22 protein-coding genes and 1 pseudogene are annotated in these 26,232 nt (G+C 49.2%); 8 read left to right on the forward strand and 15 right to left on the reverse strand.

Annotation, left to right across the window (positions count from 1 at the left end):
• Positions 1 to 70 precede the first annotated feature (70 nt).
• The 5 genes from AC5I6P_RS08335 to AC5I6P_RS08355 form a co-directional block, all read right to left on the reverse strand.
• Positions 71 to 3,100 (reverse strand): hybrid sensor histidine kinase/response regulator, encoded by a 3,030-nt coding sequence (locus AC5I6P_RS08335; protein WP_495693287.1) that lies wholly within the window; start codon positions 3,098 to 3,100, stop codon positions 71 to 73.
• A gap of 132 nt (positions 3,101 to 3,232) precedes the next feature.
• Positions 3,233 to 6,037, reverse strand: a complete 2,805-nt coding sequence (locus AC5I6P_RS08340) for a methyl-accepting chemotaxis protein (RefSeq protein ID WP_495693288.1) — start codon at positions 6,035 to 6,037, stop codon at positions 3,233 to 3,235.
• A gap of 107 nt (positions 6,038 to 6,144) precedes the next feature.
• Positions 6,145 to 6,651: a chemotaxis protein CheW gene (locus AC5I6P_RS08345; protein ID WP_495693289.1), complete on the reverse strand. Its 507-nt coding sequence runs from the start codon at positions 6,649 to 6,651 to the stop codon at positions 6,145 to 6,147.
• A gap of 1 nt (position 6,652) precedes the next feature.
• Positions 6,653 to 7,030, reverse strand: a complete 378-nt coding sequence (locus tag AC5I6P_RS08350) for a response regulator transcription factor (protein WP_495693290.1) — start codon at positions 7,028 to 7,030, stop codon at positions 6,653 to 6,655.
• 71 nt (positions 7,031 to 7,101) lie between these two features.
• Entirely contained in the window at positions 7,102 to 8,097 is a 996-nt protein-coding gene (locus AC5I6P_RS08355) for a response regulator (protein ID WP_495693291.1), read from the reverse strand.
• 1,090 nt (positions 8,098 to 9,187) lie between these two features.
• On the opposite strand from AC5I6P_RS08355, the gene AC5I6P_RS08360 reads away from it, so the two are divergent.
• Positions 9,188 to 9,679 carry a hypothetical protein gene (locus tag AC5I6P_RS08360; protein WP_495693292.1) on the forward strand — a complete coding sequence of 164 codons (492 nt, stop codon included), beginning with the start codon at positions 9,188 to 9,190 and terminating at the stop codon, positions 9,677 to 9,679.
• 300 nt (positions 9,680 to 9,979) lie between these two features.
• Here the strand turns inward: AC5I6P_RS08360 and AC5I6P_RS08365 are convergent, their stop codons facing one another.
• The 5 genes from AC5I6P_RS08365 to mfd all read right to left on the reverse strand — a co-directional run bounded on the left by AC5I6P_RS08365 (position 9,980) and on the right by mfd (position 15,170).
• A complete protein-coding gene (locus AC5I6P_RS08365) occupies positions 9,980 to 10,462 on the reverse strand; it encodes an acyl carrier protein (protein ID WP_495693293.1) in 483 nt (160 codons plus the stop codon).
• Between the two features lie 91 nt (positions 10,463 to 10,553).
• Positions 10,554 to 10,874, reverse strand: coding sequence for a hypothetical protein (locus AC5I6P_RS08370; RefSeq protein ID WP_495693294.1), 321 nt, complete (start codon positions 10,872 to 10,874; stop codon positions 10,554 to 10,556).
• Between the two features lie 17 nt (positions 10,875 to 10,891).
• The gene (locus AC5I6P_RS08375; protein WP_495693295.1) at positions 10,892 to 11,293 is read right to left on the reverse strand and encodes a type II toxin-antitoxin system VapC family toxin; all 402 of its coding nucleotides are present in this window, start codon (positions 11,291 to 11,293) and stop codon (positions 10,892 to 10,894) included.
• A complete protein-coding gene (locus AC5I6P_RS08380) occupies positions 11,280 to 11,543 on the reverse strand; it encodes an AbrB/MazE/SpoVT family DNA-binding domain-containing protein (RefSeq protein WP_495693296.1) in 264 nt (87 codons plus the stop codon). The genes AC5I6P_RS08375 and AC5I6P_RS08380 overlap by 14 nt, the downstream gene beginning before the upstream one ends.
• A 54-nt stretch (positions 11,544 to 11,597) precedes the next feature.
• Positions 11,598 to 15,170: a transcription-repair coupling factor gene (gene mfd, locus AC5I6P_RS08385; RefSeq protein ID WP_495693297.1), complete on the reverse strand. Its 3,573-nt coding sequence runs from the start codon at positions 15,168 to 15,170 to the stop codon at positions 11,598 to 11,600.
• 210 nt (positions 15,171 to 15,380) lie between these two features.
• On the opposite strand from mfd, the gene AC5I6P_RS08390 reads away from it, so the two are divergent.
• Positions 15,381 to 16,700, forward strand: a complete 1,320-nt coding sequence (locus AC5I6P_RS08390; protein WP_495693298.1) for a hemolysin family protein — start codon at positions 15,381 to 15,383, stop codon at positions 16,698 to 16,700.
• Here the strand turns inward: AC5I6P_RS08390 and AC5I6P_RS08395 are convergent.
• Entirely contained in the window at positions 16,690 to 17,010 is a 321-nt protein-coding gene (locus tag AC5I6P_RS08395) for a cupin domain-containing protein (protein WP_495693299.1), read from the reverse strand. The genes AC5I6P_RS08390 and AC5I6P_RS08395 overlap by 11 nt on opposite strands.
• Positions 17,011 to 17,270: 260 nt before the next feature.
• Between AC5I6P_RS08395 and crtA the strand changes: the two genes are divergently transcribed.
• The gene (gene crtA, locus AC5I6P_RS08400) at positions 17,271 to 18,140 is read left to right on the forward strand and encodes a cyanoexosortase A (protein ID WP_495693300.1); all 870 of its coding nucleotides are present in this window, start codon (positions 17,271 to 17,273) and stop codon (positions 18,138 to 18,140) included.
• A gap of 138 nt (positions 18,141 to 18,278) precedes the next feature.
• On the opposite strand, the gene AC5I6P_RS08405 is transcribed toward crtA, so the two are convergent.
• A complete protein-coding gene (locus tag AC5I6P_RS08405) occupies positions 18,279 to 19,313 on the reverse strand; it encodes a PEP-CTERM sorting domain-containing protein (RefSeq protein WP_495693301.1) in 1,035 nt (344 codons plus the stop codon).
• Positions 19,314 to 19,676: 363 nt separating this feature from the next.
• Here AC5I6P_RS08405 and AC5I6P_RS08410 point away from each other — a divergent pair.
• Positions 19,677 to 19,805, forward strand: a pseudogene (locus tag AC5I6P_RS08410) (ISNCY-like element ISAtsp9 family transposase); the annotation flags it as partial.
• On the opposite strand, the gene AC5I6P_RS08415 reads toward AC5I6P_RS08410, so the two are convergent.
• The gene (locus AC5I6P_RS08415; RefSeq protein WP_495693319.1) at positions 19,742 to 19,945 is read right to left on the reverse strand and encodes a hypothetical protein; all 204 of its coding nucleotides are present in this window, start codon (positions 19,943 to 19,945) and stop codon (positions 19,742 to 19,744) included. The pseudogene AC5I6P_RS08410 and the gene AC5I6P_RS08415 overlap by 64 nt on opposite strands.
• A 58-nt stretch (positions 19,946 to 20,003) precedes the next feature.
• The gene (locus tag AC5I6P_RS08420; protein WP_495693302.1) at positions 20,004 to 21,287 is read right to left on the reverse strand and encodes a polysaccharide biosynthesis/export family protein; all 1,284 of its coding nucleotides are present in this window, start codon (positions 21,285 to 21,287) and stop codon (positions 20,004 to 20,006) included.
• A 562-nt stretch (positions 21,288 to 21,849) separates the two neighbouring features.
• On the opposite strand from AC5I6P_RS08420, the gene AC5I6P_RS08425 reads away from it, so the two are divergent.
• From AC5I6P_RS08425 to AC5I6P_RS08435, 3 genes are all read left to right on the forward strand, one after another.
• The gene (locus tag AC5I6P_RS08425; RefSeq protein ID WP_495693303.1) at positions 21,850 to 22,776 is read left to right on the forward strand and encodes a phosphodiester glycosidase family protein; all 927 of its coding nucleotides are present in this window, start codon (positions 21,850 to 21,852) and stop codon (positions 22,774 to 22,776) included.
• 2 nt (positions 22,777 to 22,778) lie between these two features.
• Positions 22,779 to 23,399 carry a DNA-3-methyladenine glycosylase family protein gene (locus AC5I6P_RS08430; RefSeq protein WP_495693304.1) on the forward strand — a complete coding sequence of 207 codons (621 nt, stop codon included), beginning with the start codon at positions 22,779 to 22,781 and terminating at the stop codon, positions 23,397 to 23,399.
• A 64-nt stretch (positions 23,400 to 23,463) separates the two neighbouring features.
• Positions 23,464 to 24,573 carry an S-(hydroxymethyl)glutathione dehydrogenase/class III alcohol dehydrogenase gene (locus AC5I6P_RS08435; RefSeq protein ID WP_495693305.1) on the forward strand — a complete coding sequence of 370 codons (1,110 nt, stop codon included), beginning with the start codon at positions 23,464 to 23,466 and terminating at the stop codon, positions 24,571 to 24,573.
• Positions 24,574 to 24,732: 159 nt separating this feature from the next.
• Here AC5I6P_RS08435 and AC5I6P_RS08440 read toward each other — a convergent pair whose 3' ends face one another.
• A complete protein-coding gene (locus AC5I6P_RS08440) occupies positions 24,733 to 25,209 on the reverse strand; it encodes a DoxX family protein (RefSeq protein WP_495693306.1) in 477 nt (158 codons plus the stop codon).
• A gap of 82 nt (positions 25,210 to 25,291) precedes the next feature.
• Here AC5I6P_RS08440 and AC5I6P_RS08445 point away from each other — a divergent pair, with 82 nt between their 5' ends.
• Positions 25,292 to 25,960, forward strand: coding sequence for a DUF938 domain-containing protein (locus tag AC5I6P_RS08445; protein WP_495693307.1), 669 nt, complete (start codon positions 25,292 to 25,294; stop codon positions 25,958 to 25,960).
• The last annotated feature ends 272 nt before the right edge of the window (positions 25,961 to 26,232 follow it).

Genomic DNA, 26,232 nt, shown 5'->3' on the forward strand with positions numbered 1-26,232 from the left:
GAGCGAGAATAACTATATGTCTTCTAGATTAAGCTATTGCCGATTAAGTCTATTACAGAACAAAGTAAAATCACACGCTAACTGTTTTTTCTAGCGTTTGCAGTAATTCTTGCTCATTGTACGGTTTTGAGAAATAAGCCGTTGCTCCTAAGCTTTCTGCTAATTTGCGGTGTTTGTCTCCCGTCCGGGACGTGAGCATCACAATTGGAACCTGAGTAAACGACGGATTCACTTTCGCTTTTGCCAAAAATCCGAATCCATCTAGTCGCGGCATCTCAATATCACAGACCACCGCTTGAACAGCTAAGCCCTCTTCCAATCGCTCTAGCGCGTCTTGCCCGTCTTTCGCTTGCTCAACCCGATATCCGGCTCGCTCTAAGGTTAACGCCAAGAACCGACGAACATTAATCGAATCGTCTACCACTAGAACGGTCGGAATCGAACTAGGAGGGAGACTCAGTCGGTGCGCTCCAGTCGAGCGATAAGATACAAGCGGATCGTCCTCAGACCTTTCGCAGCTTGTAATCCAGCGCAGAAGCTCGGCAGCGTTCACTAGCGGCACGACGCGACCATTGCCTAAAATGGTGCAGCCACTAAAGCCGGACGGCAATGCCAACGTCCCTTCGATGCGGCGATTGGTGGCTTCTTGTTCACCCCAACAGCGATCGATGGGAATGCCATAGAGTTGATCGCCTTGATCAATCAGCATTATGCTGGCCGCCGAAATGCTGGGCGGCGTCTCGTAACCGTGGGGCGATCGCGGACAGTTAAAGTGCAGCCACTTCTGCAATCGCACCACTTGCACCACTTTGCCTTGCCAGTTGATCACCTCGTTGCTGCCTGTGTTGATCAGGTCTTCTGGTTTAAGTAAAAACATTTCAGTCACGACATCGCTCGGGAACGCGAGCAACATGCCTCCACTTTCAACCAACAGCACGCGCACCGTGGATAGCGTAAACGGAACCGATAGCGTAAACGTTGTGCCCTGCCCTGCCTCTGTGTTGACGGTGATCTCCCCACGAATCTGTTTGAGGTTGCTACGGACAACATCCATCCCGACGCCGCGCCCAGACATCGAGCTGACCTGCTCTCGGGTGCTAAATCCTGGCTCAAAAATCAGCGAGAGTAGATCTGCTTCACCTGCTGTTTTCAGAAGAACCGGATCAAGCCCCATTTGCTCCGCGCGATCGCGAATCCGATCAATCGGAATTCCTTCGCCATCATCTCGAATGGTGATCACAGTGCGATTGGCCTGCTGAACTGCCTCGATTTCGATTACGCCTTCTAGCGATTTGCCTTGGGATTGCCGAACTTCTGGCGTTTCGATTCCATGATCAAACGCGTTGCGCAGCAAATGCATGAGCGGATCGTTTAGCGTTTCGAGAATGTTGCGATCGATGAGCGTTCCGCCGCCGATGATATTGAGCTTGACCTGTTTACCATACTGTAATGACCACTCTCGAACCGCGCGGGGAAAGCGATCAACCACATCTGAGAGCGGACGCATTCTTAGTTGCGTCAATCCGGTTTGCATTTGCTTTGCGGTTTTTGTCAAGCCCCGATACGCTTGTTCACTATCATCCAGGCTCAGTTCGATGTCTTCTGCAACTTCCTGCAACTGAACGATGGTTTCCATCACTTGCTGAGACTGTAAATTGAGATCGGTGTATTGATCGAGTTCGAGCAGATCAAATCCCGATCGCGAATAGGCATTTCGCACCACCAAGCTTGAACTCGCTTCGTCTACTGCGACGCGCTGGCTGAGTCCAGAAATCGAGATTTTGTCATAGGCAGTCCGCAGTTTAGCGTTGACGGCATCGAGGGTTTGAATGCGATCGCGCAAACTCTGCGCTAAGGTTCTCAGACGTTTGAGATATAAATCAATGCCGTTGCGATCAATCGTGAGTTCACCAAAGAGATCATTCAACAGATTCAGTTGCCGCGCCGGGACGCGAACCGTAATATCTTGATCCTCTTCAACTTCGGACGCATTCGCGTCTAAAATCTTAAAATCTGAAACTTGCGATTCGCCAAAAAATGGCAGTGCTTCAGACGTGGGCTGATAGTCGGTGTAGCCATCATCGCTGACCGCCACGGCTTCAGCCGCTAGAATGTCAGTGTACCAATCGCCCTTTTCTTCAACCGATGAAAAGATTGAATCGAGGGTAGCAGAATCGGGAAAGGCAATGTCTAAGGCAATGTCTGTTGCGTCGATTTCTCCGTTCAGCCCGATGTCGTCGGTCACAAAATGAGGGTCCGACTCGCCAAAGTAGTCGGGTAGCGGCTCTAGGAGCGAATTGATATCGAACTCTACTACATCCACATCGGTCGGAATTTGATGGTACTGCCCTGACAGCACCTTAACCTGCGCATATCGCCAAGCTTGCAGTGCTTGACTTGCAAAGGCGCTAATGTCTTCAATTTCTGCTTCTAAGCGTTGCGTTACCGATTCACACAACTGAGTAAATGCTGACAGTTGCAGCATTTCTCCTAATCCCCCTAATTCTTGTGCTAGAATTGCAAGTTCTTCTCGCAAACAGGGTTGCGTTGGCGTTGCAACCACCGCTTCTAACCGTTGCAAACAGCCTTCGACTTCCGTTTCAAATAGGAGCGGAATAATTTCTTGTCCGTCTTCGGGCGAGAGAATGGAGCCAGCATTTTCATCTTGAGGATCGCCCAATTGTTCGTGCAATTGATCGAAAATAGGCGTCACTTCGGCAGCTAGCCAGGTTGAATCGATCGCAGGACGGTGAGCGCGAGGATGAGCGAGAAACTGGCGATCGCAATCGATCACCTGACGTAACCCTGTGAGTGCCGAGAGCAGCAGATTTTCGAGATGAAAGGTCGGTGCAATGGATTTATCGACCTTCAGGACTTTCAGAAAATCTTCGAGACGATGCGCCAGCGCACTTAATACCTCAAATCCCATCATGCCTGCCCCGCCTTTGATCGAGTGAGCTGCCCGCAGCGCTGCATTGATTTTCTGAGCGTCCACATGATGGTCGGCAAGTCCTAAAATCGTTCCGTCTAAGGTGTCTAGATACTCCTGGGCTTCATCTAGAAATTGGCGACGAATTTCAAGCTCTTTGTCCTGTGACATTGTGATGGTTAAGGTAATGGCTGGGATAGTCCGAAGATCTGGCGTTTGCCCTCATTCCACCTCATCTGACGAGAAGCGGCGGTCTTGCGTCCTGCTCAAAAAAGAGTTGCGGATGAAGGCATGTCAGGGAAATTAGCTCACCTTGAATGTGCCGACCGAGTTTTGAAGCTCCTGTGCGATCGCGACGGTTTGGCGAATCGATTCGGAAACTTGTAATGTCGATTCAGAGGTGCGTCCCGACGAGCGTACAATGTTCTGCATTAACGAGGTTACAGCCTGTGATGTCTCAACTTGAGACACAGTTGCCTGTGAGATCGATCCGACTAATTGGTCGATCTGCTGAGACACCGTGAGAATTTTCTCTAAGCTGAGTTTGGCATTATCGACCAAGCGCGTTCCCTCCACAACTTGCGTGGTGCCCTGCTCCATTGCTTCTACCACCTCCGAGGTTTCGCGCTGAATCGTGGCCACAATCTGTTCGATATCGCGGGTAGCGGCGGCCGATCGGGCCGCGAGTTCTCCCACTTCTTCTGCGACCACTGCAAAGCCTTGGCTGTCTTCGCCCGCTCGTGCAGCTTCGATTCCAGCGTTGATCGACAGAAGATTGGTCTGCACCGCAATTTGATTGATCAGCGAGACCACTTTCGAGATTTGCTGCGACGATTCACCTAGGCGCTTCACTTTCTTCGCCGTTTCCCCGATCGTTTCTCGTAGCCCCAGAATATTTTGCACCGTTAGCTCCATTGCCACGCCGCCTGCTTCTGCCGTGGAGAATGCCGATTTTGCCACATCAGCCGCCTGCCGCGCACTCGACGATACAGCTTGAATCGACTGCACCATCTGCTGCACCGAATTCAGCGTCCGGTTCGTTGCTTCGGCTTGCTGCATCGCATCTTCTGACAGTTGGCGCACCGATTGCTCATCATTGCCGAGAGCATCGTTCACCTGAACTGCTGCCGATTTCACTTGAGTCACAATCTGTCTCAAGCTCTCCACGATCGAGTTAAAGAAATCGGCAACTGTGCCGATCTCATTGGCAGTGACATCTGCACGAACGGTCAAATCGCCTTCTACTGCCCCTTCGACTTCTCCTAACAGTTGGAGCAACTGCATTTGCAGCGCTTCTTTTTGCTGCCGTTGGTCGTCCGATAGCTGCTCAGCAACTTGGCGAGCGGTTTGGGATTGGGTGAGCAAGTCCGCTTGATCAAGGGCATAGCCCATTTGAATCGCAATTTGCCCAATCAATTCGGTTTCTTCAAGAGTCCAGTGCCGCGTAGACGAACACTGATGAGCGCACAGCAGCCCGATGACTTCTTTGTCTTGTAGAATCGGAGCGACAATATGAGCCTGAACCTGCAAGCCCTCTAGAATCTCGCAGTGACGCTGACTCAACTTTGCGTTGTGCACATCTTCCACTGCCCAAATTCGCCCCTCTCGATAGTGATCGATAGCTCCTAGCTCCAGCGGATCGTCGATGATTTTGCCTAACCCTTTGGTCCAGCCAGGAGCTATCGATTCTGCTTCAATCGTGCCGCTCAGGTAGTCGGGATTGAATCTGTACACTACAACGCGATCGCTCTTGAGAAAACTGCGGACCTCATCGACGCCCGTTTGCAGAATGTTCATAAAGGTCAGCGATCGCCGAATTTTAACCACGACTTCGCTGAGAAACTGCGATCGCTGGACGCTTTGCGCTTGGTTTTGCAACAATGCCTGCAACTGCTCGGCCATCACATTAATGTTGTTGCCCAACATCGCCAGTTCATCGTCTCCCTTCACCGTCAGCCGCGTATCGAGCTTTCCGGCTCCCAGATCTTGCACCGCGTTCGTAGCAGCCAAAATCGGTCGAGTGGCGCGATTGGCTAGCCAAGCTGCTAACAGCCCGGTCAGCACCGCAACGGCTCCCGTTCCCAGGGTAAAAGTCCAAAACAACTGTCGCTGCGGAGCGAAGGCGAGGTCTGTTGGCGTTCCTAAAATTGTCCCCCAGCCGAGATCGGGAACGTTCTCGCCGCCCACCCACGGAGCATAACTTGCAAACAAATGAACTTTACTGGTTTGCGAGTCTTGCTCAATCACGCGGGTATTAGTTTCCCGACGAGATTGCATGTCCGAAAACTGGTTATATGCCTCTCCCGCAGACCGTCCAATTAGGCTGTCTTGAGACGACAAGAAAATTTGATTGCCCGCATCAAGGACGCTAAATTCTGCGCCTCCCGTGCGGTAGTCGCGCAACTGATCGGTCAAGCTGCGAACCGGCAGAATAGCACGAGCGATCGCAATCTTTTTCCCATTGCCCGATTCTTTAATTGGAGCAGTCAGGTAGATCACATACGGTTCGTTTGAATTGGCTCTGACCGGACGGCTAATCAGGACTTTATCTGACTCTAGAGCAGCTCTAAAGTAATCTTGGTCAGACTGTTTAGAAATGGATTGCTGATCGCTTTGCAGCGTGGCACTGCCATTGAGATCAAAAATCGCAATACTGTCGTACACTCGATACGCCTCAACAAAGCGTTCTAGAACGGCTCTCCTTTCTTCAGATGAGGTCGCATTCCGCACGGCGGTAGTGGTTAAAACTGGCTGACTCGACAGAATCTGCATATCGCCATTTCGTTCTGCCATAAAAGACGCCAACTTCTGGCTCAGCGTCTGAGCTAACCGTTCTTCGTTTTCTCTAATTTGATTGGTGATTGAGCGATTGGCTAATTTATACGCGATCGTCCCAATTCCCAATACGGGCAACGTCGCGATCGCAATTGCCAGTGCCGTTGCCTTAGCGCGAAATCCTAACCGTTTGACGCGCTGGAGAACCGTGATCTGAGACGGGCTGGCTTTACCTGCTTCAGCCGGAACCGCTTCGACAGCTGCAGCGGAATCAGCAGATTGGACAGAGACAGGAGCATGGCCATTTTTGGCAGCGTCAAGTTGATCGACCATAGGATGATGAAGTGATACGGCGGTAAGAAGCATTCAGAAAGCAGAGATGCGTTTAGCCTGATGACCAATGCTGATGAACAACGCGAAAGAACAGAACCATCACATCGTCAATACCCGTTCCCTTGTAAAATTGGAGCCTGTAAAATAGCTTCTCCATCGAGTAAAAACACAATTTCTTGCGGTTGCAGAATACAGCCCCTGGAATAGGGAATGAGACCCTTTGCAGCGTGACTGGGAAGCGGTTGAACGTGCGTTGGCTGTACTCCAGCAATGCCTCCGACTTGACGAATGGCAAGCGCGATCGCGGCTCCCCCCGTGCGAACAATCACAATGTCATACTGCTGGGGGCTATAGTCAAGGACGCCGACCCCTAGCAACAGCGCCAGATCGACGACCCACAGCACTCGACTGCGGCGATGCATCAGTCCGAGAACGCCGACAGGCAAATTCGGAATCGGAGTGAGTTGGGGCGTGGGCAAGACCAAAACTTCCTGCACCTGTTTCATGATCAGTCCTGCCTGAACCCCTTCAGTGACTTGAAACTTGAGATACGGTTCACCTTGATGGGTTCGAGTGCGGGCGGGCGTTAAGCTCAGTGCTGACGGATTGACCACCTCAACCCCCCACCGATTGAACCGTGCGGATCAGTTTCTCACGGGTAAAAGGCTTCGTGATGTAGGCATCTGCGCCTTGGCGCATTCCCCACAATCGGTCAATTTCTTGCCCTTTAGACGTACAGATAATTATGGGGACTTGCTGCGTTTCAGGATTTTTCTTGAGGTTGCGACATAGCTCAAACCCGCTCATCCCGGGCATGACGACGTCCGTTACAATCACATCGGGCTTTAGTTCAACGGCTTTATTAAGTGCTTCTTTGGCGCTGACGGCACCGATGACGCTATAGCCTCCTTCCCGCAGGTAATGGCTCAGTAACTCCATCTCCGAAGGAGTGTCTTCGACGACTAACACGGTTCCCATCAAGGTTAAGCTCATGATTTTGAATGCGTTTAGCGAAGGGTGAAATAGCCTGGATCAGACCGCGGTCAAGGGAGTACAGCATTAAGTCAGCGTTCATTTTTGACCCCCAAAAACTTAAATACGGTATTGACCAATTCTGGCTGGGTAAAGGGTTTGGTTAAGTAGCCTGATGCACCCACTAGTCTTGCTTTCGCACGATCGATAAATCCGGTGTGGCCGGTCACCATCACGATGGGAGTCTGCTTGAAGCTAGGATGCCGCCGCAGCAATGAACATAGCTCATATCCATCGAGGTTTGGCATCCCGACGTCGAGTAGAATGAGATCTGGTTTTGTCCGCATGATCTGCATCAGTGCTTTCACTGGGTCGTTGATCATCACGACAGAAACGCTGGAGTCGTGGAGAAAACTGCTGATGGCTTGCAAGATGGTCGGGCTGTCATCAATGCAGGCGATCGTATGCCGAGGTTTGTCTGACGGGGTGGACGGTTCTTCGGTTTTGTCTGGAGCAGACGCACGAGGAATCGTGGCACTTGGGCGAGAGACAGCAGAGCGTGGTTCGGTTGGCGTTGAACGTTGGGCACGGGTATGACAGTGTTCAACGATCTGCCGCAAATCGAGCTGGCATAAGTTGGGATAATTTGAGATTGCGGCTTTTGCGGTCAGTTCATACATGCCTTCTGTCACCGCTAAGAAGGATTGCAGCACCTCTTTTGCGATCGCATCAATCAGACTCACCGCCTGAGACATCGTCAGATACTGCTGCTCAACTAACCAACGAATCGCTTGATAATCCACGCTACTGGCAGAGAGGGAGGCAGGCTGATCGAATTGCCGCCGCAGCTGAGCATAGTCGAGCTTGCTCAGGGCAGGGGCTTGGTCGCCTAACCCCATCAGATGGTGCTGGAGTCGATCAAACGGGGCGATCGAGTTCGTCGCGTAGACGAGCTTACCGCGATCGAGGTAGAGCAACCATGAGGTTGAGCCACTGATGACTTGCAAACATCCGTCGATCTGACGGCTGATGAGTTGAGCTAACAAACTCAGGGGTTGGAGTCGTTGAAACGGTCGATGACTAACCATAAAAACCGGTATCGATTGAGAAACTCTTGAAACCTAATGCAAGTAATCTCCATATAAGAAATAGAAGCTTACTGCAACTGCATTTTTAGCGGAGGATTAACAGGAATGTCTTAGAAAGCAAAGCCTCTTGCAGACTAACAGCAATAAGAAAAACAAAATCAACTTAATAAAAGCTTGATAAACAGAAACACAATTTTCGTGCGACGACACAAAAACTGACCTCTTTAACAAATGACCTTTTATAAGAGAAAAGTCTTGTTATAAAACAGCTTTCTCTTACGAAATTAGGTGAGGCGGAGGGAGCCGCTAGTCGATGGTAAAACGTTCGTAATCGCTTTATGAAAAGACCTCCTCAATCAAGACTGAATAGGCACGAAGGTTGATCCCAGTATGGAAGTGTAACCTGGGTGATCAATCTGCACCATGTTAGCCGAGTTGTAGAGAGATGAACCTAAATGCACAATTTCTTTATCTAGTAGTCCGCAGTTAAATGCGGTCAACACCTAAGTCATAAATAGAGTACTGTCTACTACTCCAAATAACAAGCTTGGTGCTAGCAGTCGTAGGTTATGTGTGCTTTATGGCACTAAAAAATCAGCCGAAAAATTAACGTTTTCTAACTTGGACGATTTCAAAGCGGTTAAAGAAAGGGCATTTTGAAGGACTCAACGGTGACACTGGATTTTTAAAGTTGCCACAAATGATACATGTAAAAACCGCAATTCTATTACAAAAGCACACTCAATTTTTTATACCGACCATTTACGCCATGTCCAGTTTTTGTAACATCTGCTCAGGCGCAAAACACAAAGCCTATACTAAAGCCTATACTTTACATTAGAGGTGATTTTTAATACATAAAGCTACTCACTTTCACTTAAATTTGATGCCATTCTGATAAAAAGAGCATCACAACTGAATCCGTTTGTTTTCATTACAAAACTTTGCATCAATTAAGAACGATAGCGGCACTGCGATCGCTATCTCACCATTTCCAACTACCCACCAGCTAGTGCTAACTGCTCTTGCCGTTCTCGTCAAAAATAGTGGAAATGAAGAAACAATGTAAAATCCTGGCAACTCGAACTGCATGTCTAAATTCGCTCAACTCACTGAAGCAATTCTTGGGCTACCAAACCCACAAAATCAACTGATCTCAATTGGCATATCAGGATTTGGAGGGTCTGGCAAAAGCACGCTGGCGAGACGGTTAGCGAAGCAATTGCACGCTGCTGCAGTCGTTTCAATGGATGAGTTTTGGGTTGCAGAGCGAGATGTACGATCGTCAGATTGGACTGTGTTTGATCGCGATCGCTTAGAACACCAAGTTCTGATTCCGGCCACTCAAGGCAACCCCATTCGCTATCAAGTATTTGATTGGCATCAGGGCAAACTGGGGGGTTGGCGAGAAATAGAAGTGATCGATTATCTCATCGTTGAGGGCATCAGTGCGCTGCATCCCAGTTTGCTGCCGTATTATCATTCAAGATTTGGGTGGATTGTTCTTTGGAGGTGGCACAACAGCGCGGATTACGTCGCGGAACGACCGAATACAACATTGATGAAACGGAGAGTTGGGTAGAGCGGTGGACACCCAACGATCGCGCCTATTTTCAGAAGTACCGTCCTGATTTTCAGGCTGATTTTCTATATCCAACATTCTGATTTATTTAACTTTGACAATACTCTACCAAGGCGAGTTCAGGCAAGGCTCCCTGCATTCGGCTAAATCAATCGATTAGGTTCGACAATTGCTAATCAGCGCTCAGCATTCCTAAGCCGCGCACCGTGACTTTTCCGGGATTGAAGACGAAGCGCGATCGCAGATGCTCTGACAAGTTTTCTTTCAGAAACTTGCTCCCATTACGAACAAATACTGAATCTAAGCTAAGAGTATCTTCTGGATAAGATTCACGAGGTTCTTAATAGTGATCCACCCATCCTCCACTATTTTGTCGGGTATCTCAATATCAAACTCTTCTTCTAGTTCCATTGAAAGGTTAACCCAAGCTACTTCATCCATGCCTAGATCTTTCACCAAGTGGCTGTCTAAGTTAACTTTATTCTCATCTACCTGCAACTGCTCACTAACTATTTTCTGAACTCTTGCAGGAACAAAAGCTTTGATTGCATCCCTTCGACGAGCTTCCTCAGCCCTACGTTCTTCATCTTGATGAGCTTCCTCAGCCCTACGTTCTTTATCAGCAGCTAGCTGGTGCTTCATGCCTTCAATTCTAGAATCAACTAGCTTTCGTATACTGTATAAGTCAACTTTGTGCCCGCTCTGGCTGTAAATTTTCGTAGCTAAATTCCGCACGGTCCGATCGCGATTAGCCTCAAGTGATTTAAGCCCTTCCTCCGCCATAGCCGATGCGATTTCGTTCTAAATATGTATTGAGCACCATTTTCAGCACTTTTAATTCATAATCTTTCTCTACTTCACTCACGATTTATCCTCATACGAATTTATTCAAGCGCTCTTCCGCTTCTTCTTGAGTCACTGTTCCTTGAGTGTCTGCTGCTTCTAATCCCTGTTGAACTTTAGCTAAAACATGGAGATGATATTGCACATCTTCGATTGAGCAGTCATCAGGAAGCTTTCTTAGAAGCGATTCAATCTCTGCGGGTCGATTCCCCGCAGCTTGCTGCGTTCGGAAACTACAGCGTCCGAAGGGTGCTGTTGAGCGGAATCGAGCCGCGAAGCGTGCGAGTGGAGCGAAGTGATACACCGTCCGCTTGCGGCGGTGACGTTCATTTTCTCGCTTTGTAGTATTCATAATACGGAGTTCCAAAATTACACCTGAGTTTGAGGATATTGCACCCTACACGATGACAGTTCTTTCGCTCCATCAACAAATTTTGCATCAAACGTATAGAAATCAGAACATAGCTGGCATTGGGCAAGATGAAAAGCATCCGCAAAATCTAAGCCACACTCATGCCATTGCAAGACCTGCTCAGTTAATCTAGCGTTGCTTAAGTGAACATTTGGCAGCCCAAAGAGATTTTTGAATGCTGTGCGGATCTCATGAGACTGGCGCTTGTACGAAAACCGCAAAACCCACTCTGTTTCAAGAATGACTGTGTTGGGAATGAAAACAGCCTCAGATTGAAAAAGCTGATAACTTCTTTCGTACTGAAGGGCATCGTCTTGGGTCAGTAATCGAACCACAATATTTGTGTCAACGGCGATCATGCCATGTCTCCTCTACTCCGCGACGGATTGCCTCTTCCATCTCCTTCAAACTGACGGGCGTTCCATCGTGTTTGAGACATCCCGCGACAGTATCTAAAGTCGTCTCTACAAATGGCGGTTTAGGTTTAAGGAGAACTCCGTCTCCAGTATCGATCGCAACGAATTCCTGTCCCACTTTCCACTGATGCATCTCACGCAATACTTGAGGAATGGTGACTTGACCGTCGCTAGATAATTTTGTCGTTTCCATAAGCCGCAGGAAAAATAAGAAACACGTCAAATTTTAGCAAGACTGCCGAGTCGCCTACACCAAAGCAAGTTCCGGTAAAGCTCCCTGCATTCGACCCAGCCAATCGATCAGATTCGACAATTGCTGATCGGCGCTCAGCATTCCCAAGCCTCGCACCGTCACTTTTCCTGGCATGAAGACGAAGCGCGATCGCAGATGCTCGGGTAAGTTTTCTTTCAGCAAGTTCCACGCGGGTTCTTCCATTGGCGTTTCTAAAATGACGTGCTGTTTGCCTTCGGGCTTGATGCGAGAGAAACCAAGTTTTTTCGCGACTTGTTTAAGTTCCATTACACGCAAGAGTTGTTGAGATGCTCCCGGAATCGTGCCATAGCGATCGTTCCAATCTGCCGCGATTTGCGTCAGTTCTTGCTTCGATTGAGCGGTGGCAACGGCACGGTAAGCACTCATCTTTTGATCAAGATCGGGAATGTAATCGGCAGGAATAAAGGCTGTGAGTTGCAGATCGATTTGTGTATCGTCCACTTGCGGAATTTCTTGACCCCGGATTTCTTTGATCGCGTCTTGCAGCATTTCCATATACAAATCAAACCCGATCGCATCCATCTGTCCCGACTGTTCTGCGCCGAGTAAGTTACCGACACCGCGAATTTCCATATCTCGAACCGCAAGCTGATAGCCAGAACCGAGTTGAGTAAATTCTTGAAGGGCTCGCAATCGCTGGCGAGCCGCGTCTGAGAGTTGATGCTGCTTCGGGTAGAACAGCCAAGCGTGCGCCTGGATGCCTGCCCGTCCGACTCGTCCCCGCAGTTGGTAAAGCTGCGACAGCCCAAATTTCTGAGAGTCTTCGATCAAAATCGTATTGACTCTGGGAATGTCTAACCCCGATTCGATAATTGTGGTGCAGAGGAGAATATCAGCCTCGCCTGCGCCAAACGTCAGCATGACCGATTCGAGTTCTGATTCTGGCATTTGACCATGCGCGATCGCAATCCTTGCCCCCGGAACCATTTCGCGCAAGCGGGCTGAGATCTCTTCGATTCCCTCGACACGCGGGACAACATAAAACACCTGTCCGCCGCGATCGAGTTCTTGTCGAATTGCCGATCGCATAATTTCTGGATCGTAAGACGATAAGTGCGTTTTGATCGGACGGCGAGAGGGGGGCGGCGTGGTAATCAAGCTCATTTCTCTCACGCCCGATAGGGCCATGTAGAGAGTTCGCGGAATCGGCGTCGCGCTGAGGGTTAGCACATCGACCTTGGTTCTAAGGGATTTAATCTTCTCTTTTTGATTGACGCCAAATCGCTGTTCTTCGTCCACCACGAGCAAACCCAGATCTTTGAAGGCGACGCCTTTTCCTAGCAGTTGATGGGTTCCAACAACAATATCTAATTCGCCCGTACTCAATCGGCGCTGAATGTCTTTGCGTTCTTCCGGCGATCGGAATCGGTTCAGCAATCCGACTTGAATCGGGTAGGGCGCAAACCGTTCTTTCAGCGTGTGATAGTGTTGCTGCGTCAGGATCGTGGTTGGAGCGAGGAGCGCGACTTGTTTTCCGGCCGTAACGGCTTTGAAAATCGCGCGAATTGCCACTTCCGTTTTCCCGAATCCAACATCGCCGCAAACAAGGCGATCCATTGGGCGATCGCTTTCCATATCCTGCTTGACATCTTGCGTCGCTTTTAGCTGATCGGGGGTGGGCTGGTAGGGAAACGAGTCTTCCATTTCGGCTTGCCACGGCATATCCACAGGATAGGTAAAGCCTTGCTGCTGAGCGCGTTGAGCATAAAGCTGCAACAGATCGACCGCCACTTTCTTAACTGCTTTGCGAACCTTGCCCTTGGTTTTCTCCCACGCCTTGCTCGACATTTTATTGAGTTCGGGCTTGGCATCGCCTACGGCGCGAAATCGAGATAGCGATCCTAACTGATCGGCAGCGACCCGCAGCAGTCCGTCGGCGTACTTTAGAACCAGGTATTCCCGCGTTTCTTGATTGATCGTCAGGCTTTCGAGCTTGATAAATTGCCCAATCCCATGACTCTTATGAACGACATAATCTCCCGGCTGAAGCTTGTTAGGATCGACTTGTTTTGACGCGGCACGACGCCGTTTGCGAACATAGGTTGGGGTTGCCAGCGTTTGCTGTCCAAAGAATTCCTTATCGGTGATGACAACAATCCGAAACGTTGGCAGGATAAAGCCTTCAAGTTCTGCAAGACCCGAATATTTGACGGCAACGGGCACATGCTGAATCTGGAGTTTATCGATCGCTAGATAATCTCGCGGATTCGGCACAAACTGCGCCGGGCAGTCATGTTCTTGCAACAGCGCCACTGATCGGGAAGGTTGCGCCGACACCAGCCAGATTGCAAAGTTGCGATCGCGCTCTCCTCTCAGGGTCTCCGCTAATCGAGCAAACTGATGCGGAATGGCTGGAACCGGGCGGCTTGCCAGATTCAATCCGTTTTTTTCCTCCGCGAGTTCAGACAAGTAAAGCCGCTCAAACTGTTCGACTTGAACCAGAGAATCGGTGAACGAGCGATGAATCTTCGGCAATGGATGCTTGGCGCTGACGTCCTGCCACTGTTCTTCCACATGTTCGACCCAGCGATCGCTGTGTGCCTGCGTCATATCCGGTTCGTCGATCGCGATCAGCGTGTTTTCTGGCAAATAGTCCAACAGCGACGCCGGATGCTGAAACGCCAATCCTAAGAACCGTCGCATTCCTTCAAGCGGTTGTTCTTGCTCGAAGCGCTCTTGCTCTTCGGCGGAGAGATAAGGAGCCAGATCGCCAGCCGTTAAAGCGGCTTGAATGAGCGGTGAGAAACTGGTCGGCGTGAGCACAATTTTTTCGATGCGATCGAGCGATCGTTGAGTAGACGGATCAAACTCTCGAATCTGATCCAACTCATCGCCAAACAGTTCGAGACGAATCGGCAATTCTGACGCCACCGGAAACACATCAATAATGTCCCCCCGACGGCTCCACTGTCCCTCGGTTTCAACCAAATTGACCCGTTCATAGCCCAGCCGCGCTACTTCTTCACTCAACCGATTCAGATCTAGCTCTTGTCCCTTCTGAAGCGGCAGACAATAAGACGCAAGGGCTTCCACGGGGGGAAGGTGGGGTTGGAGAGCGCGTTCGGTGGCCACGATCGCTAGGGATAAGCCAGCGCTTTTTTGATCTCTTCTGTCAGCGTTGTTTAGGTTAGCGTCGCCATTAGGTGTTCCATCTTCATCTCTCCTTGCGCCAGCGTTGTCGTCAGGCGTTCCTCCGCCTTCATCTCTATTCTTAACTAGCTCCGCCAGCACCTGAAGCTGTCCCCACGTCATCTCCGCTTCCGAGTCAAACGGCTCATAGGGCGATGTCTCTGATGTCGGGTAGAACTGCATCGTCTGCCAGCCCATCGCGTCAAGCTGGGCGCTCCAGCGTCCTGCTTCTTCTAAGGTTGAGGTCACGATCAGCAGGGGGCGTGAATGAGTTTGAGCCAGCGTTGACGCGACTAAGCCCTTGGGTAGCCGAGCCAAGCCGCTCAGGTGCAATGAGCCTTGACCAGTCAGCTTGCTAAGCAACTCAGCCGTTAGAGGCAACCGACCGAGCGCACGAGTAATCGAAGAAAAAGCCATCAGACGCCTCTGGGGGGAACCCGAAGTATGAACTACAAATATGAACTATTTTTACATTCTAAAGACACTGCTCCAGAGTTGGTCATTCCTCAATGAGCATGGACTCATAAAACTTTTTGACTCCTCACTCAGGACTAATGATGGACCCTAGGGTCAGATACACTAAAACAGTCCGTTATACGTTTGCCAAGAAATTAGGCAGTATCAGGAATGCAACCGCTCATCACCGACTTACTGATCATTCTGCTTTTAACGCTTGCTAATGGTTTATTTGTCACGTCTGAGTTGGCCGTGGTGTCTGCTCGTAAAGTCCGCTTGCAGCAGCTTGCTAACCAAGGCGATAAAAAAGCCCAAGCGGCACTGAAATTAGCCGAAGAACCGAATAATTTCTTGGCGATCGTACAGGTTGGCATTACCTTGATTGGCATTGCATCGGGTGCTTTCGGTGAGAAAGCGCTCTCGACTCGGCTCGAACCCGTCTTTGCAGGCATCCCGACTCTCAAACCTTACAGTCAAGCCCTCGCCTTTGGCATTGCCGTTCTAAGCCTCACCTACCTAACGTTGATCATTGGAGAATTGGTGCCAAAACGGGTCGCCCTCAATTCACCAGAGCGGATTGCGTCTTGGGCCGCCTTTCCGATGACCCTGATGGCAAAAGCTGCCGCTCCGATCGTCTATATGCTCAGTTCCTCCACCAATCTCGTCGTCAGACTTTTAGGCCTCCGTCCGTCTGATGAGCCGCAGGTGACCGAAGAAGAAATCCGCGTCATGATCGAACAAGGCACAGAAGCAGGTATGTTCGAGCAGGCGGAAGAAGACATCATGAAGCGGGTGTTTCGGCTCGGCGATCGCCGCATTAGTTCTCTCATGACGCCGCGCTTAGAAATCGTTTGGCTTGATCTAGAAGACTCGTTCGAGGAAAATCGTCGATGCATGATGGAAAGCTCTCACGCCAAATTCCCAGTGTGTCATGGCGGGTTAGATAATTTGCTGGGCGTGGTGCACGTCTACGATTTGCTCGTCAAAACCATGGAAGGACAGCCAATCGACTTTACAACTTCCTTACAGCAACCCGTATTCGTGCCCGAAAGTACCCGTGCGCTGAAGGTGTTAGAGCTGTTTAAGCAAACTGGAACGCAGCTTGCTTTTGTGGTCGATGAATATGGCGTGATTCAAGGATTGGTGACGCTGACGGACGTGTTGCAAGCGATCGTTGGCGATATTCCATCCGTCGAAGAACTGGCAGAACCGCAAGCCGTGCAGCGCGAAGACGGCTCTTGGCTCCTCGATGGGATGCTGCCAGTCTATCAATTTAAAGAAATACTCGACCTTGAAGAAAAAGAATTACCAGGAGAAGAGCGAGGCAGTTATCAAACCTTGGGCGGGTTTGTCGTGATGTATCTCGGTCGCATTCCCAAATCCGCCGATTTTTTTGAATGGAACTCTCTGCGGTTTGAGGTGATGGATATGGACGGCAACCGCGTTGATAAAGTTCTGGTCGCCCCTGGACAGGAAGAGATTAGAGAGTAAATGCCGCATGGATGGCTAACCAAACGCAAGGCGGCTCCGTACTTGTGTAGGCAACTCGGTGCTTTTGGTGAGCAGGAATCAAGAGATAATCTCCTGGATGCAGGGAAACCTCATGTCCATCTTCATAGCCTATCCGCGCCTCTCCTTGCAACAGCACAACCCATTCGTCTCGCGCTTGGTCATACCATTCCCCAACAGGAGTCGTCTGTCCCCTGGAGATAATCCGCTCAATCAAAATCTGGTCGTTTTCGATCAGCGGCTCAAATACTTCGTTTGCTGATGGCTCAGGTAGGTCAAACAGATTGCTCATCGCGTGTGATCCTTTGGAGCCAATTGCCGCGTCAGTTTGCTTATACCATCAGTAACCGGGCTGCGATCGATGCCGCAAGCTGCAATCAGAAGGTACAAAAAATGTCCGGAAAAGCTGAAAATGATTGGAGAAATTGAGTGGTGAGCCATCGTCTACTCTGCTGCATTCCTCCATACCCCATATCCGTTCTCAATGATATCCGTCCTTAGTGGCTCTGCAATTGGCTCGTTTACAGATGCCTTCCTATTCCTTTTAATAACATGACCTCTTCGCGCTACACTCAGTTTCTGATGCTTGGAATTGCAGCAACCCTCACAACACTTCAACTCCAACTGGTGTGGAATACGGGACAATTCGTAGCCTTGGAGCCCTACGCGCTCTGCTATGCAGCCCTTTGGTTTATGATGTGGCGAAAGCGTCATTCTCTTAAGCGTCACTGCGCCAATCGTATCAACCTTAAGTCTACAGTCATTGCTAAGGGCGTTGGTCTCACTTGCATTTTTTGGGTGCTATATCGAAGTACTTTAATAACTAATTATGATGTCGTTTTACGTTTTTTTCCAATCATCTCGGGGTTGGGATTAGCATTAATTGGATTTGGGCTTTCAGAACTCAAATCCTATTGGCGGGAGCTACTGATTCTGAGTTTTCTAATGATTTCGTCTACAGCAGTGATGGGGTTATTTGATATTTCTCACGCTACAGCAACCTTAGCAGGAAATCTTCTGTGGTATTCTGGCTTTCCTGTCCTTCAAGAAGGCACAAAACTTATATTGCCCACTGGATTTGTTGATGTTTATTCAGGTTGTTCTGGTATTCAGTCTATGGTGCAATTACTAACCCTTGCATTTTTATTTACAATGTTGTTTCCAATGGGTTGGCTGCAAGTGTTGCTAATTCCGATCGCTGCGATCGCAGTTGCCTTTTTGGTCAACGGTATTCGCGTGGCGATGATGGCAGTTTTGTTTGCTCAAGCCAACATGGACGCGTTTGACTACTGGCATCATGGAGACGGATCGCAGCTCTTCTCAATGACCGCTGTCCTCCTGTTTGGAGGAGTGTGCTATTTCTGTTTAGAACAATTTGACGCTCAGATAGACACTCAACCCACTGAGCAGAAAGGCTCCTAAAAATGTCCCCGCTCTCAAACTAATGGGCGGGGACATTTTTAGTTGAGAGCGGAGCGCAGTATGTGAAAGGAGTGAAATCTGAAGAATCTGAGTATCAAGCATAGAAGTTACCTCTAACGCTCAAGCAAACGAACTCCTCTACTTGCGTTTCTTGGATCGTCGCCGTTGAGCTAAAGCCGCCAACCCAATCGCCGTGGTTGAACCCAGGATTGTAAACGGCTCAGGAACAGCCTGACCAGGTGGCTGAGGAATGATTCCAGGGGGAGCTCCACCGCTTCCCATTGAATTCCTTTTATTTGAATTGTTGTCATCTCCATCCAAGGCGGCTAAGGCGGCTAAGCCGACTAGGGGAAGTGCAAAAAACAGCCCATTGCCAATTTGACCGCCGCTTACAGGAGGCACGGCTCCTCCAGAGGCAGTGGTAGCTTGCGGTTCAGAGGGCAGCAGTTCGCCACCTCCTACTGGGCAAGCAGTATTGCGAAGCTGCACAACAAAATCATCATAGTCACGGTCTTGCTGCTGACGGTCTCGCACCAAATTAGACCCTGTATCATCCCAGAGTAGGACGCTACCGCCTTGGCACAAGCTAGTCATATCAGTGTCACTGAATTGCACCTGCCGCTCCTGATTAGGGTTTAACACATCGCTGGAGTATACCGTTCCAACCGAGCGCCCATTATAGGAAGATTCCAAATAGAAGGCATAGTTCGTCTTCGCCTTGAATGTGTACTTGGCGGAGGACTGAGAAACAGTATTTCCAGGCGTTCCGCTAAAATCGTTCGCGCTCTCAAGATCGCTAATCTTGCTCGAAGGCTGAAAAATCGTGCCCGCTTGGTCTGCGGCTCTAGATTCAACCAGTAAAGGTGTTTTCTCGTTGGTGTCTAGGTTCAGCACACCAAACGTCGATTGATAAGCCCCATGAGACTCCAGAAAGGACGACTCTAGCGTGGTATCTTCGCCAAATCGAATCTGAGCATTGCCAAACGACATATCGGCCGCTAGGACAGGTGCAGCAAAGCCCTGCACAAACCACGCGATCGAAGCACCAAGAGCAACCGTTGGCATGGATGGTTGAGCAACCATCTTAGCCCGTCGAACCCAGAGGACATGGGAGCTTTGGAAGAGGGTGAAGAGCTTTCCCAAGCCTTTTGAGCTAGTATTCTTTGATGTCATCAGGACCAAACCTTATAAGAAGAGATTAATGGTGGTAGAGCAGTCCTGGTAAAGTCACCTATGTGTAAAATCTACTACACTTAATTGCACACCGAAATTATACTCAAGGATGATCCTAAAACAGACCGTTCTTCACACAAGCTAAATGTCTACGAAGAATATACTGTAGGCGATTTACCTAGATTTCTTGACTGTATAGGTAGCATGGCATCATCGCATCAAAACGCATTTAATATTGAAACTCTTCAGCAATTCTCATTTTGGAGAATTGCTTTTCAGGTTCTGAAAATATCGGTATTGTAAAAACGTCTGAGAGCGCCAAGAGCGCCAGAACCGTTGAGAGAACGGGGAGTGTTTAACACAATAGTCGGGTCTTTTCGCCAAGTGCTGTCATTACTACCGGACAAGCGTACTGGCAAAAATATCCGCTATAGGATGGACAATGCAGCTTTAAGCGCGTTTAGCGTGTTCTTCACCCAAACCCCGTCGTTTGCGATCGCGTGATCGACACCACCGAGTTGAGGACGTCGAACAATCACTTGGCGGGGGTTGGCGGATCGGGTTATGCCACCCGCTGCTTGAATGAGTTTCGTGACTGCTGAAAATTTGCCATCTTTATAAGTCAAGGGCATAAGAATAAGTCAAGGGCGTAAGAACCCGGACGTCCGACCTCTCCCGTGATCGCGATGTTCAGTGGTCGAGCCGCCGTAAACTAACCTTGATCATCGGACGTTTCAGCACGCGGGCGTACTGGGCTGCGATCGCGCGTTCTGCCTGCTTCAGGGTCATGCCAGTGACCGACAAGTTGCCGACTCGATAGAGGTTCAGCGTGCCGTTAACCAAAACTTGATACTCTTTGCTGTACTCCTCGACGTTGAACACGTCTACTTTGATGCGATCTCCTATTCCTAACGTGTAGGAATCCACATTCGCAGCCGCTGCAACCTGCACGGCTTGGAAGCGAGAAGCTTCAGTCGGGGTTTGGGCTGGAGGCATGGCAGGAGCTCCAGGAGTCGCTGGGCTAGGTGAAACACTCGGTATGGTCTGACTGACGGCTGGCGTTGCATTGAGTCCTGACAGATCGGCACTGACCAATTGAGGTAGTGGAGCAGTGCTAGTTTGAGCCGCGACAGGCGCAGCGAATGTGGGTTTAGCCGCCTCAGCTTTTTGAAGTTGACGGTAGACAAAGGTTGTGGAATCGGCTTGCGTCACGATGTCTTTCGGACGTTGGGTCTGACTAATGGGGGTCGAGGCGTTGCTAGATGCCCTTTTCAACGTGCTGCTAAACTGCTGATCCGTAACTGAGGCATCTGGGCGGAAGCTGCCGTCGGCCTCGGTTTGGACAATCCCTTGCTGTATGAGAGCTTGAATGGCGGGTTGGGCACGATGTCCTTCCAGATCATTTTTCGACGATGCAGGAGTGAATGCCGCTTCTGATGCCTCCGCTTCAGCTTCTTTAAATTGAATTTCTTTAGATTGAACTTTAGTTTCAGATTGCTGTTCTGCGGGCGCAGGATCTGATTTAGATGGTATGTCAGAACTCAGCGACGCTGCCACAATCGAGTCGCTCGGTAGTTGATCAACCCCGACTGACTTGATCTGAATGGGGATTTCTTTTACCCGTGGCGGCGCAGGCAGATTAACTTCGAGTGGCGGGGGCGGTGGGGGCAGTTCAGCGATCGCTAGATCAGATACTTTTAAGTCAGGCGTTTTTGGCACGGATACCGATCGCGGCTGAGGAGGAGTGCTTCTCACTGCCGATGACAGAAATTCTTGCCCCCCTAATTCTGGCTGAGCTAACGCGGCTGGATTAGCAGCAGCGCGGGCAGCTAGGTTCGATTGTTTACGCTTAAATTTATCTCCTGTCGGCGTTGGGGTTCGGGCTTCAGTGCGAATTAGCTCTTGGGCGACGAGCGCCCCAAATGCGCTGATGGCGAGAAGTGAGATCTTGGTGGGTGTTAACTTTAACTTCATAGGCTCTGAGGGAGGTGAGACGCGCTACACCGGGCTGCAAGGGGCTGTATCCGTAAGTCAGTAATAATTCGCTGACAATACAGTGACTCGTCTACTGATACACGGTTTTCACTGATGTATCAGGACAATTTCCAAGGCGTTTGACAAATAATACGGAGAGGATCTATCTCTAAACAGATTCGCGTTGTTCTGAGACGACTTAAAGGATTAAATCTCTGGTGAACCAAGAATTGAAGACAAATTCTAGAATTTGTCCAATCTTCCGAAAAATGTTTATTCTTCTCTCGATTGTTCAAGCAGAATCAATAGCCAGCGATCGAGGGTAGGCAACACCGATGGAGTACTGAACTGCTTTTTCTACGATTACTGCACTAATTTGTCTCGATCGTTTTGTAAGATTTAACACATTTAAAGCGTTTAGAATGGCGAGGATTCGACCGAGTCTACTTCTAGCCCTTCACCAAAATGATACGGTTTTAGAGAACACTCTATTTAGAAAACACTTTATTAATCTGTCAGATTTTTACTGTCAAATTTAGATGGATGAGTTGGGGAAAACATCGTGAGAAAGATCTGGCAGATTGGAGTTGGAATACTTGGGTGTAGCGGACTAATTGTGTGGATTAGTCATACGCTACCCTCGATTCCAGTCCTATCTAGAGCGACGATCCTTCGGAGCTTGGCAGAGCCAATCGCATCCCCAACATCCCCAAAAGCCTTGCCTACAAATTCTTTGCACTATCAAATTTATCAACTGCCGCAAAGTGAGGTTTACACGTTGACCCTAGATGCCATGCGGCATCTTGTACAAGTTGGCCTATCGAAACGCACGGATTCTTTGGCTCAATTCGCGGCTCGTACGGATGCGATCGCGATACTCAATGCTGGCTTCTTCGATCCAGTCAATCAAAAGTCAACGAGTTACATCACGATAGACGGTCAGCAGGTGGCTGATCCTCATGAAAATGAGCGACTAACGCAAAATCCAAAGATGCAGCCTTACTTAAATCAAATTTTTAATCGCACCGAATTTCGACGCTATCAGTGTGGGCAGAGGGTGCAATACGCTATTGCCGCCCATCAAGACGCCATTCCGCCCGATTGCCAGTTGGTGGATGCAGTGGGGGGCGGACCGCGACTCCTACCCACGCTGACCGCTTCAGAAGAAGGCTTTGTCGATGCGGCAACCGGGCGAGACGCGATCGGGATGAATCAACCCAATGCTAGAAGCGCAGTGGGAATTACTAAAGACGGAGTGGTGGTTTTGGTGATGGTTGCTCAAAAACCGAAAATGCCGACTGCGTCAGGACTTTCTCTGCCGCAACTAGCAGAATTTATGAAGGGGTTAGGGGTTCAGCAAGCGATGAATTTAGACGGGGGGAGTTCGTCTGCAATGCTCTATCGAGGACGCCTAGTTTATGGCAAACTCAATGAGAACGGAAAGCCGATTCAACGACCTGTAAAATCAGTGCTGATGGTGAAAAAATAACAATGAATTATGCGATGGATTATGAGATCGCACTCAAAACTCTACAAGCCTCTGATCCAATCTTAGGGCGAGTGATCGATCGGGTTGGAGCTTGCACCTTGGATCAAGCTCAACATACTGGCGACCTATTTTATTCGTTGTCAAGGTCAATTATTTATCAACAGCTTTCGACCGCATCAGCAACAGCAATTCACGTTCGCTTTTTACAGATTTATGCAGATCAAATTTTCTCGCCTGAATCACTTTTAGCAACGCCAGATGAAACGTTACGAGGGGTTGGACTTTCACGACAAAAGATTTCTTACTTAAGAGATTTAGCGCAAAAGATAGTAAATGTTCCAGAGATCGCAGAATTAGAATTATTAGATGACGAAACGATTATTCAAACGCTAACACACATCAAAGGCATCGGGCGTTGGACGGTTCAAATGTTGCTAATCTTTCGGCTGCATCGCTGGGACGTTCTGCCCGTCGATGACTTGGGCGTTCGCTCAGGCATTCGTCGAGTATATGAGTTAGCAGAGCTGCCAGATAAAAAAACAACTGAAGCTTTGGGTCAAGCTTGGAAACCCTATCGCACGATCGCAAGCTGGTATCTTTGGCGAGTGCAAGAGGGAAAGTGAAAATTAAATGGTGTTTCGTTTAAGATCAATCCTGTATATTTCGATCTACCCTTAGGAGCAAGTCATGGATGTTAAAGCTGCTATTGCTTACGAAGCTGCAAAGCCCCTCAGCATCGAAACCGTTCAGCTAGAAGCACCGAGAGCCGGAGAGGTATTAGTCGAAATTAAAGCAACAGGAGTGTGTCATACCGATGCTTACACCTTGTCAGGTGCGGATCCAGAAGGCTTGTTTCCAGCCATTTTAGGGCATGAAGGGGCTGGAATCGTCGTTGAGGTGGGCGAAGGTGTTAAGAGTGTTAAACCAGGCGACCATGTCATTCCGCTCTACACTCCAGAATGCCGGAATTGTGAGTACTGTCTGAGCGGTAAAACAAACCTGTGTCAAGCCATTCGGATGACGCAAGGACAAGGATTGATGCCCGATGGTACGAGTCGCTTCTCGATTGGCGGACAAAAGATCCTGCACTACATGGGAACCTCGACGTTTGCAAATTACACTGTTCTGCCTGAAATCGCAGTCGCAAAGATTCGGGAAGATGCTCCATTTGAGAAAGTGTGCTTGATTGGTTGCGGGGTCACGACTGGGCTCGGAGCCGTGATTAATACAGCAAAAGTGGAGCCGGGAGCAAATGTGGTTGTATTTGGTCTGGGTGGCGTCGGTCTCAACGTCATTCAGGGAGCGCGGATGGTTGGCGCAAATATGATTATTGGCGTTGATTTGAACCCAGAAAAGCGATCGCTAGCCGAAAAGTTAGGAATGACTCATTTTGTGAATCCGCAGGAAGTAGAGGGCGATTTGGTTGCTCATTTGGTTCACTTAACGGGTGGCGGAGCCGATTACAGTTTTGAATGTATTGGTAATGTTAAGGTGATGCGTCAAGCATTGGAATGTTGTCACAAAGGCTGGGGCGAAAGTATTATCGTTGGCGTTGCAGGTGCAGGACAGGAAATTAGCACGCGACCGTTTCAACTAGTGACGGGGCGAGTGTGGAGAGGAACGGCGTTTGGCGGAGCAAGGGGTCGAACAGATGTCCCCAAAATTGTCGATTGGTATATGGATGGAAAGATCAATATTGATGATTTGGTCACAAAGATCATGCCAGTTGAGCAAATCAATGAGGCATTTGATCTAATGCACAGGGGGGAAGTGATCCGGGCGGTGCTGACGTTCTAATCCGTAGAGCTTGCATTGTCATCCTGTCCTACTCCTAGCCAGTAACAGACTAAGAATAGGACAGCCAGAGCGAATTAATTGCTCGTTGTTTACAGTGCGTTCTCTCAGTGCAGAAACTCTCAGTGCAGAAACAAAGTCGTCAGTCTACTTTGAGGATTATTATGGAGTTGTGTTCTGCGATCGCGTGAGCCACTTCTCTAGAACAGAATCAAGCGCAAAAACGCCACCTCCCCCAACAGCAAACAGAAGATAAATCAGCGAGTATAGAGAAGCCGCCTCAATGGGCGCAACGTGAAAACCTTCACCTTTGAGATGAAAATAGACTGCGATCGACATTGTGAAGAGTAACGCTACTGCATTAAGCCGAGTGAGCAGTCCCAGTGCCAGCAAAATGGAACTGATGATTTCAGTGTAAGCGGCACAGTAGGTAAAGAAAACGGGATAGGGCAGACCAATCAGTTTAACAACATTGGTGGCAAATCCTTGGACATCGGCAAGCTTGCTAAATCCGTTGTGAATCATGAGTAAGCCGACGACCACGCGAACCACAAGCCAAACGATCTGAAATCTACTGCTGTCGGTTGAGCTTGGGCTTAGAATTGCGAATGGCGATCGCGGCTGTTGAATACTCGTCACAATTTTGCTCCTAAAGATTAATACATTCTTCTCAATAATTCGTCATTATAGATCGATCTCAATCGCACACAAACCTTCTCTAATGAGTAAATCAACCGACAAACGGCACTATGCACCAGCAACAGATCGCAATCGCGATGCCATTCTAAATATTTTGCTGCAAGTCCTGCCCCCAGTCGGAACCGTACTGGAAATCTCCAGTGGAACTGGACAGCACGCGGTTTACTTCGCCCCGCGACTGGCTCCTCGCCGATGGTTACCGTCCGACCCTAATCCGGTGGCTAGAGAGAGCATCGAGGCGTGGCGAGAGTTAGAGCCAGCAGAGAATCTGTATCCCGCGATCGCACTGGATGCCAGCGATTCTGTCTGGAGCATTGAGCGGAGCGAACTGCCAGAAGCACTGCTGACAACTGACTTTCAGCGCGAGACAATCAGCGCGATCGTCAATATCAATATGATTCACATCGCCCCTTGGTCTGCTTGCCTTGGCTTAATGGACGGAGCAAGACGCCTGCTTCCGCCAAATGGCATTCTCTACCTGTATGGGCCGTTTAAACAGAATGGTCAACACACTGCACCAAGCAATGAGGCATTTGAGCAAAGTCTACAAATGCAGAATCCAGAGTGGGGTGTGCACGATTTGGATGAAGTTGTCGCCATTGCCCAAGCTCAAGAGCTTTCGCTCCTTAATATTTATGAGATGCCAGCCAATAATCTTTCTGTTGTGTTTCGTGCCTGCGCTGTAGAGTAATAGCTATCTTTCATAGCGTTTTACTTACTAATCAATGGAATGAATTCCTTTCTTGCAGCACGTAATATCAAGATGATCAACTTTGCGTCAAGATAATCAACATTATGACTTCCAATAATCTAAAAAGCTGCATCTTGAGTAAACAGTATCTGCTGTGTTGGCTGAATAAACTTTAGCTGAAAACTTTATCTGAACGACTCGGTAATCCTGCGTGATTTAGTTGTAGTGAAATCAATCTTGATAACGGCACAGATCAAGTGCGCTTGGCTTTG

This window comes from Myxacorys sp. (genome assembly GCF_059501405.1).